Below are 8909 nucleotides of genomic sequence, written 5' to 3'. Positions count from 1 at the left end.
GAGCTAATGGCCGGCCAGAGGAACTAGCCAACGCAACAGCATCAGCCTTGAACTCATCAGAATAGGTGGGTCGAGAAGACATGAGAACAATCCTTTCAAAGACTGTCTCAGATCAGTAGTACACCTCAGTGCTCACCCCTTCGCCTTCGGACCAACTGCTGATCGGTGTCGTCGAGATAGAAGAAGCGCTCCAGATGGTTCTGCGAAGGTTCTCCCACGAACCGCCCGAACGCGGCGGCCTGCGCATCACTCAAGAATGCAACTGGCACAACCTACAGACTACCGACAGCCACGTAGCAGAGGGCTAAACACGCAATCCTGTTCCACTACTACTCAGACCCCGTGTTGGAATCTAGTGCGGCTCAGCGTCAAAGCTGCGGAACATTGTCCTCTGGGGCCCGCTGGCACCGCCAAGGTATTGACCGTGGTCACCATAGCCAGCTTTGCGGTAGGCACGGAGCCCCGGTACGTTACGTTCGTTGACGGAAAGTACGACGCCGGACTGCTTGCTTTGGTGCCTAACGTTTAGGCGCCTGGCGGCCAGCACAGCAGCTTCCGCGGCCTTGGTGCCAAGACCTTGTCCTTGGAATCGTTTGTCGATCAGAAGCCCACGCAAAAGCCACACAGATTCATCATCAGGCCACCCAGCTAGGGCGGCTGCTCCGTATTGAAGCGTCAGTACGCCTACTACTTCACCATTGGCTTCAATCGCGAAGGGGAAGCGAGAAATGACCTCGAGCCCGATCAAAGACATTTTGAGAGCGTCTCCCACAAAGTCATTTTGATCGGGCTCAACGGCCAGTTCAGCAATGTCGCCAAGTTTGATAGCAAGCGCGTCCTCACTCAAATCCTTGAGGGGAACAAGCCACACTATTGCCTCAGCGTTTTGCACTCTTTAGAGCACTTTAGACAGGAAGTCTTTAGTGCGCTGTTCTTGAGGGTTACCAAAGAGTTGTTCGGGAGTCCCTGACTCACACACGTAACCATCAGCCATAAACAACACACGGTCTGCGACTTCGCGCGCGAAACCCATTTCGTGAGTTACTAGCACCATGGTCATGCCCTCTTTTGCGAGGTCCTTAATAACTTGCAGAACCTCCCCCACCATTTCGGGGTCCAAAGCCGAGGTGGCTTCGTCAAAGAGCATAATGTCCGGGCTCATCGCCAGAGCTCGTGCAATAGCCACACGCTGCTTCTGACCGCCGGAAAGCGAAGCTGGGCGGGCATGTGCCTTCTCGGAGAGTCCCACGCGATCCAGGAGCCTCGTAGCGTTCGCCTGGGCCTCTTGCCGGGTCTGCTTTTTTAGCTCTACCGGCGCCAGCATGATGTTTTCAATCACGCTCATGTGAGGGAAGAGGTTAAAGTGCTGGAACACCATCCCAATATGCCGGCGGACCTCGTTGATGTCACACTTTGGATCTGTCAGGTCAAAGCCATCAACATTCACCTGGCCAGCAGTAATTTCTTCTAGCTTGTTCAAGCAGCGCAAAAAGGTGGACTTGCCTGAGCCTGAGGGGCCAATAACGCATACCACCTCGCCTTCAGCAACGCTCGCGTCGATTCCCTTGAGAACCTCGTTGGTGCCAAAGGACTTCCGTAGACCCTTAACTGTGATTTTCATCGACTCTTTCGCGGCAGTCTCCTGCTCAACGGTGGTGCTCATTTGTTGAACCTCTTATCAACGAAGTTAGCGAGTTTAGTGAGCAGCATAATGACCACAAAGTACATTGCGGCAACAATTAGCAGCGTCTCGGTAATACGGAAGTTGCCTGCGTAGATCTGCTGACCTTGGTAGAGCAGTTCCGCGAAGCCAATGGCCAAAAGCAATGACGAGTCCTTGAGCATAATGATCAACTGGTTGATCAATGAAGGAGTCATGATCTTAAAGGCCTGTGGCACAACAACCTTTTGCATGGACTTGCCGTAGCCCATACCTAGGCTTCGGCTGGCCTCGAGCTGGCCCGGGTCAACTGTCTGAATAGCACCACGGACAATCTCAGTGATGTAAGCACCCGAGTTCAAGCTCAAGGTCAGTACGGCGGCTACCCAGATGTCTATCGGCTTTCCGGTGAGCTGCGGGATACCAAAGTAGAAGAAGAATGCCCAAACCAGCAATGGTGTGCCACGGAAGATGTTAACGAAGGTGGTGGCCATGCCGCGCAGCACGATGTTGCGGGAAATCTTCATAAAGCCCATCACCAGACCAATTATCATGGCCACGATAAAGGAATAGATGGTTACCAGTACCGTATTGCCAAGACCCTTAAGCAGACTGGGGAAGCTCTTGACCACCAAGTCCCAGAAGGTGCTGGGGGCTGCGGCCGCAGGATCCTTGAGGTATTTGTCTAGGGTCTTGTTGTACTCGCCGTTAGCTTTCATCTCCGCAAGGCCCTTGTTAAAGGCGGCGAGCAGCTCGGGGTTTTTGCCCTTGTTGACCGCGAAGCCGTAAGAGCCGCCCTTTTCCTTGTCCGTGACGGACTTCAGGCCGTTGTTCTGGCTAATGCCATAAGCCAGAACTGGGTAGTCATCAAAGACTGCAACAGCGTTGCCGGACTTCACCAATTCATACATTGTGGCGGACTGGTCGAGTGCTTTAACAGTGAATCCGTATTTCGCCTTGATGGAGTTAGCAAAGGTCTCGCCTTCGCTACCAGTCTTAGCGGTTACGGTTTTCCCACGCAGGTCTTCGTAGCTCTTGATGTCGTTGTTCGACTTGGCCACAGCCATCTGAACGCCGGACTCAAAGTAAGGATCGGAGAAATCGTAAACTTTCTTGCGCTCGTCGGTAATCGACATACCGGCAATAACACCGTCCACCTGATTCGAGGACAACGCTTGGAGGGCCGCGCTAAAGCCCAAGGACTTGACTTCTACTTCGAAGCCTTGGCTCTTGGCAATGGACCGGATGAGGTCCATGTCAATACCTGTCAGTTCGCCGCTGTCGTCGCGAAACTCAAATGGCGCAAACGTGGTGTCGGTGCCAATAACGAACTTTTTACCCGATACCGCGACTGGCTGGTTACCATGATCGGCCGCCAAAGCAGCTGGCGCCGCGACACCAACAACCATCGCTGCCGCTGCCAGAGCCGCACCGATCAGCACGAAGGTTCGGCGGATGATTCCACCGGACCGCTGAACTGTTTGCAAAATAAACAACCCCTCAATAGGTCTTGGCATCGCAAAGTAATACGACGCAATATCCAAAGAGACTACCGGCAATCAGTCCTGGATCGGGATTAGTGACCGTAGAACAATCTCTCAAATGCCGCGCGTGACCGTCGGGTCAGGCGCAAGTAGTCCTCTTCAAAATCTGCTGCATGGCCAGCCGTGTAGCCGCACCATCGCGAGACTGCTTCTAGATCACGGCGAGCAGTGGGCAGGACGTCCGAGGCTTTTCCTGACCAGATGACGTTTGCCGAACGCACCTGGCTGGCCAGTTCCCACGCAGCGCGCAAAAGCTCGGCGTCTTCGCGTTGGACAAGCCCGGCGGCGGCGGCCGCTTCGAGAGCGTCCAACGTTGAAGTGGTCTGAAGTTCCGTGATGGTGTGCGCATGTTGGAGCTGCAGCAATTGCACCAGCCACTCAACATCACTGAGCCCGCCCCTGCCTAATTTCACGTGCCGTGCTGGGTCTGCGCCACGGGGCAGACGCTCTGCCTCAACGCGTGCTTTAACGCGGCGGATTTCACGAATTTCTTGATCTTGCAGCGTTGCTGGATAGCGGATAGGCCTGATGAGTTCAAGAAATTCCTCAGCAAGCTCGTCATTGCCTGCCATGGGGCGTGCCCGTAGCAGCGCTTGGGCTTCCCAAATCAGTGACCACCGCTGGTAGTACGCGCGGTAAGAATCAATGCTGCGGACCATTGGCCCGTTTTTACCCTCGGGACGCAAGTCCGCATCCATGAGCAAGGCGCGTTCGGCTCGGATGGCGGGCTTGAGCGGTTGAGTCAGATAGGCGTTGACATTAGAGACAATCGCCTTCGCTTGGCTTTGAGCCTCATCGTCACTAAAGCCTGGCCGAGCGCGGTGAACAAACAATACGTCAGCATCAGATCCGTAGCCGATCTCGCGGCCGCCTTGGCGCCCCATAGCCACCACTAATACATCCGTCATCAAAGGCTGTGACTCGGTGGCTGTGCGTTCAGCAACGTGGAGGGCACCAAGCACAGCGGCCCGGTCGGCGTCTGAGAGCGCTTTGGCTACCGTGCTGTGATCGATCAATTCTGCGGCATTGGCAATAGCGATTCGGAGAGTTTCCCGGCGCCGGATCATCCGGACTTGGCGCATGGCGCTTTCAGCATCGGTATGCCGCGACATTTTGGATTGAATCTCTTGCCATTGGGCTTCAAAGCTCAACGGAACCAGTTCTTTATCTGAACCCAGCCAGGCCACCGACTCGGGCGAGACTTCCAGTAAGTCGGCGATCAGCCGAGAATTGGAAAGCACGTGGCACAAACGTTCCGCTGCAGCTTTAGAGTCCCGAAGCAAGCCGAGATACCAATGTGTGGTGCCTAGTTCTTCGCTAATCCTGCGAAAGGCGAGCAATCCGGCGTCGGGATCAATGCCCTCGGCGAGCCAATTCAGCAAAACTGGCAACAATTGCCGCTGCAACGCGGCACGCCGGCTCACACCGGTGGTGAGAGCAGTGATGTGTTGCATAGCCCCCAGCGGATTGTTGTAACCCAGCGCGGCCAGACGTGCCTGTGCAGCTTCCGGACTCAACCGTGCTTCGTCGGAACTCAAGGACGCTGCCGTGTTCAAGAGCGGACGGTAGAAAATCCGCTCGTGCATTTCGCGGACAGCACGTTTGGTTTTAACCCATTTAGCGTTGAGTGCTTCCGGTGTAGCGCGTTCGGTGTGAATAGCGCCCTGCACGGATCGCGCCAAAGCGCGAAGCGCGGGTTCGCTCGTGGGCATCAAGTGAGTGCGCCGCAGCCCAAAAAGCTGTATGCGGTGTTCCAAAAGCCTCAAAAAACGGTACGCAGCGTCAAACTCAGCAGCATCTGCGCGGCCAATATAGCCGCCGGCAGAGAGGGCTGCGATGGCCGAAGTGGTGTCCCTGCAGCGCAGAGTTTCATCGACTTTTCCGTGCACTAATTGCAAAAGTTGAACAGTGAATTCAACATCGCGTAGTCCCCCGGCACCCAGTTTGATTTGGCGTTCTTCCTCGTGCGCCGGGATGTTGTCAGTGACCCGCCGTCGCATCGCTTGGGCAGATTCAACAAAGCCGTCTCGAGTTGCCGCGTTCCACACAAAGGGAGCCATAGCCTCTTCGTAACGCTGGCCTAGTGCCTGGCTTCCCGCAATACACCGAGCCTTAAGTAGAGCTTGGAATTCCCAACTCTCAGCCCAGCGTTTGTAATACTCCACGTGAGATTCAAGGGTGCGAACCAGTGGACCGTCTTTGCCCTCAGGCCGCAGATTCGGGTCCACTTCCCACAGCCCAGGCTCGCGAGCGTTACCTGAAATGGCCCGTGATATTCCTGAAGCAAGAGCCGTGCCCACGCTGTTGGCGCTTGCTGAATCAACACCGGGGGCATCAACGACATAAATAACGTCGACGTCGGAAACATAGTTCAGTTCCCGCGCGCCACATTTGCCCATACCGATCACTGAAAATTCGACGGCGGCGACCTGATCGGCGTCGAACTTTTGTTGCGCCTCGGCGCGAGAAACGGCCAAGGCCGCATCTATTGCGGCGCCAGCGAGGTCAGCCAGCTCAGCGGCAACTACCGGAAGGTAGTCCGCCGGCGAGGCGGCGCAGAGATCCCTGATTGCCAGTTCGGTCAAAAGCCGCCGGTAACGGATCCTCAGCGCAGTGTAGGCCTCTTGCCCCGTCAACGCCGCGACGGGTGCAAGGTCCTTGGGGTTTGCCTTGACGGAACGCAAAAGCTCACTTCGGGCAACCCCCGGGCTGATTGCCTGAGGCTCCGGGCTGGTCCGAACGTCCAAAACATCCAGATGTTCCGGATGCCGGATCAAAAACTCTCCTAGGGCTTCCGAAGCACCTAGAAGACGGAACATCGCCTCAAAATCTTTGCCCTCTTGGGATAATTTCTTGGCAAGGGCCGGATGACGTTCGATCAAACGCACCAGCGATTGCAAAGCCGTATCCGGGTTCGCTGATTGCGCCAAGGCCTCAAATAGCCAGTCTTGGCTAATTCCGTCAAGTTCCGGTGCGCCCAGAAATCTTGTGCCCTTGTCTAGATCACTGAATCCGGCTGTGATCAACTGGCGGGCAACGCTCATGGCCAAAACTTAGAGGATTCCCAAATTGCGGCTCAGCTCGTAAGGAGTGACTTGAAGCCGGTAGTCCTGCCATTCCGCGCGCTTGTTCCGCAGGAAGTTCTCGAACACCTGCTCCCCCAGGATCTCAGCCATAAACTCTGATTCCTCCATCTGGCGGAAGGCGTCATGCAGGCTCGAGGGCAAGGGGTCGTGTCCTAGTGCGCGGCGCTCAGCAGTGGACAAGGACCACACGTCGTCTTCAGCTGCAGCCGGGAGTTCCATCTCGTTTTCAATGCCTTTGAGCCCTGCGCCCAACAGCACTGCATACGCAAGGTACGGGTTAGCAGCGGAATCGATTCCACGGTATTCAATCCGGGCAGACTGCCCCTTACCCGGTTTGTACAACGGAACACGCACCAACGCAGAGCGGTTGTTGTGACCCCAGCTCAGGTAGCTCGGGGCCTCCCCGCCGCCCCACAATCGCTTGTACGAGTTTACGAATTGGTTGGTTACAGCTGTGAACTCTGGCGCATAGCGTAGGACACCAGCTATAAAGTGGCGCGCCGTTTTGGAGAGCTGGAATTCGGATCCGGCTTCATAGAACGCGTTGGTATCACCCTCAAACAAGGAGAAGTGGGTGTGCATACCGGAGCCGGGGTGATTAGTAAACGGCTTTGGCATAAACGTGGCATAGCTACCCTGTTGAAGCGCTACTTCCTTGATGACCGTGCGGAACGTCATAATGTTGTCCGCAGTCTGGAGCGCATCGGCGTAGCGCAGGTCGATTTCGTTCTGGCCCGGGCCAGCCTCGTGGTGGCTGAACTCCACCGAGATGCCCACGGATTCGAGCATGGTCACTGCCGTACGGCGGAAGTCTTGTGCCACGCCTCCGGGGACGTGATCAAAATAGCCGCCCTCATCCACCGGCACTGGTGCACCGTCCGGGCCAGGCTCTTGAGACTTCAAAAGGTAGAACTCAATCTCCGGGTGGGTGTAACAGGTGAATCCCATGTCCGCGGCTTTGGCCAAGGTTCGCTTGAGAACAGTGCGCGGATCAGCGTTGGAGGGTTCGCCGTCGGGCGTCAGAATGTCGCAGAACATACGGGAGGTCTGCTCGGTGTCGCCGCGCCACGGCAAAATCTGGAATGTGGCCGGATCTGGCTGTGCCAGCAAGTCCGACTCGTAAATTCGAGCCAATCCCTCAATTGAGGAACCGTCAAAACCTAGGCCTTCTTCAAAAGCGCCTTCAACTTCGGCAGGTGCAAGGGCCACTGATTTCAGTGAACCCACAACGTCCGTAAACCACAGACGCACAAAACGCACGTCGCGCTCTTCAATAGTGCGAAGAACGAATTCCTGCTGACGGTCCATGTGCGGCCTCATCTCCCACTCGGTTTCGGTGCCGGTCTCCCGTGATGGGATGGCAGCAACTTCTGACTCACTCTACTAATCATTGGGCCCCTACGTGCAGCCCAAGTCATTGTTTGAGACGCGCCGGATACTTGCGCCGCGTCACAGACTCAGTGGCAAGTACGGCAACTATCGCAATAAGCTCTACCTATGGTCCCCAGCGAAAGCCCCCTTGCCCCAGCGCCCACTGAAGTAAACGCCCCGTACGGCACAGGCCCTGCAGCGTCCGCCGTGGCGCCTGCTGTCACTTCATCGATCGCACCTACACAACGCCCCCGAGTGCGAATCCATCACTTGCAGCAGGCTAAAGACCAGGGCACACGGTTTTCCATGCTGACCGCATATGAGCAATATTCTGCTGAGATCTTTGACGAAGCCGGGATCGATATTTTGCTGATTGGCGATTCGGCGTCCAACAACGTCTACGGTAACCAATCGAGCCTACCGGTCACCGTTGATGAGCTTTTGCCGCTCAGCCGTGCCGTTGCTCGCTCCGCTAAAAGCGCATTGATCCTCGCTGATTTGCCCTTCGGTAGCTATGAAGCTTCTCCTGCCCAAGCCATCGGCACCGGAGTTCGCTTTATGAAGGAAGGTCTTGCCCACGCTGTAAAGATGGAGGGTGGCGCCTACTACGCCGACACCGTGCGCGCCATGGTGCAAGCTGGCATTCCCGTGATGGCTCACATCGGCTTCACTCCCCAAAGCGAGCACGCCTTGGGCGGATACCGGGTTCAGGGCCGCGGGGACGACGCACAACGGCTCATTGACGACGCCCTTGCCCTACAAGATGCCGGTGCTTTTGCCGTACTGATGGAAATGGTGCCGGCGGATACTGCCGCGAAGGTAGATCAAGCCCTCCGCGTTCCAACCGTGGGAATTGGTGCCGGTTCTTCCACCACCGGACAAGTTCTAGTCTGGCAGGATGCCATGGGACTTCGCTCAGGCAAAATGGCGAAGTTTGTGAAGCAGTACGCACATCTCCGCGATACAATGCTCGAGGCCGCGCGAAGCTTTAACACCGAAGTTCGTGACGGCAGCTTCCCTGGCCCCGAGCATTCTTTCTAGGGAACTACTCTTCGTCGCCCTTGTCCCACGCTTCATTGCGGGCCTTCACTTTTTCAAGGGCGTGCTCGGCTTCTGCCCGAGTACCGTAGGGCCCAATCAACTGGGACCAATCGGATTGTGCGTCTTCTTCCACTTCGTGGGTGTTCACGTTGTACCAAAACTCGGCCATGACTACTCCAATCGATCGGTTACTGCGGTTCTGCCCGC

7 protein-coding genes and 1 pseudogene are annotated in these 8909 nt (G+C 56.2%); 1 reads left to right on the top strand and 7 read right to left on the bottom strand.

What is annotated here, in order from left to right:
* Positions 1–128 precede the first annotated feature (128 nt).
* The 6 genes and pseudogenes from ACQQCD_RS11745 to glnA all read right to left on the bottom strand — a co-directional run.
* Positions 129–269 (bottom strand): annotated as a pseudogene (locus ACQQCD_RS11745) (DUF4158 domain-containing protein); the annotation flags it as partial.
* Positions 270–352: 83 nt separating this feature from the next.
* Positions 353–892, bottom strand: coding sequence for a GNAT family N-acetyltransferase (locus ACQQCD_RS11740; RefSeq protein ID WP_430268567.1), 540 nt, complete (start codon positions 890–892; stop codon positions 353–355).
* Positions 893–895: 3 nt separating this feature from the next.
* Positions 896–1663 carry an amino acid ABC transporter ATP-binding protein gene (locus tag ACQQCD_RS11735; protein WP_430268566.1) on the bottom strand — a complete coding sequence of 256 codons (768 nt, stop codon included), beginning with the start codon at positions 1661–1663 and terminating at the stop codon, positions 896–898.
* Positions 1660–3177: an amino acid ABC transporter substrate-binding protein/permease gene (locus tag ACQQCD_RS11730; protein ID WP_430268565.1), complete on the bottom strand. Its 1518-nt coding sequence runs from the start codon at positions 3175–3177 to the stop codon at positions 1660–1662. Before ACQQCD_RS11730 ends, ACQQCD_RS11735 begins: the two co-directional genes overlap by 4 nt.
* A 59-nt stretch (positions 3178–3236) precedes the next feature.
* Positions 3237–6248: a bifunctional [glutamine synthetase] adenylyltransferase/[glutamine synthetase]-adenylyl-L-tyrosine phosphorylase gene (locus tag ACQQCD_RS11725; protein WP_430268564.1), complete on the bottom strand. Its 3012-nt coding sequence runs from the start codon at positions 6246–6248 to the stop codon at positions 3237–3239.
* A 9-nt stretch (positions 6249–6257) separates the two neighbouring features.
* Positions 6258–7598, bottom strand: coding sequence for a type I glutamate--ammonia ligase (gene glnA / locus ACQQCD_RS11720; protein WP_430268563.1), 1341 nt, complete (start codon positions 7596–7598; stop codon positions 6258–6260).
* Positions 7599–7787: 189 nt separating this feature from the next.
* Between glnA and panB the strand changes: the two genes are divergently transcribed.
* Complete coding sequence (gene panB / locus ACQQCD_RS11715) at positions 7788–8702, top strand: 3-methyl-2-oxobutanoate hydroxymethyltransferase (RefSeq protein WP_430268562.1); 915 nt, start codon at positions 7788–7790, stop codon at positions 8700–8702.
* Between the two features lie 4 nt (positions 8703–8706).
* Here the strand turns inward: panB and ACQQCD_RS11710 are convergent, their stop codons facing one another.
* On the bottom strand, positions 8707–8871 hold the full coding sequence (locus ACQQCD_RS11710; protein WP_430268561.1) for an SPOR domain-containing protein: 165 nt from the start codon (positions 8869–8871) through the stop codon (positions 8707–8709).
* Between the last annotated feature and the right edge of the window lie 38 nt (positions 8872–8909).

This window comes from Pseudarthrobacter sp. J1763 (assembly GCF_050490295.1).
In the GTDB taxonomy this organism is placed as follows: Bacteria; Actinomycetota; Actinomycetes; order Actinomycetales; family Micrococcaceae; genus JBNPEO01.
This window is presented reverse-complemented; position numbering and strand designations above follow the sequence as displayed.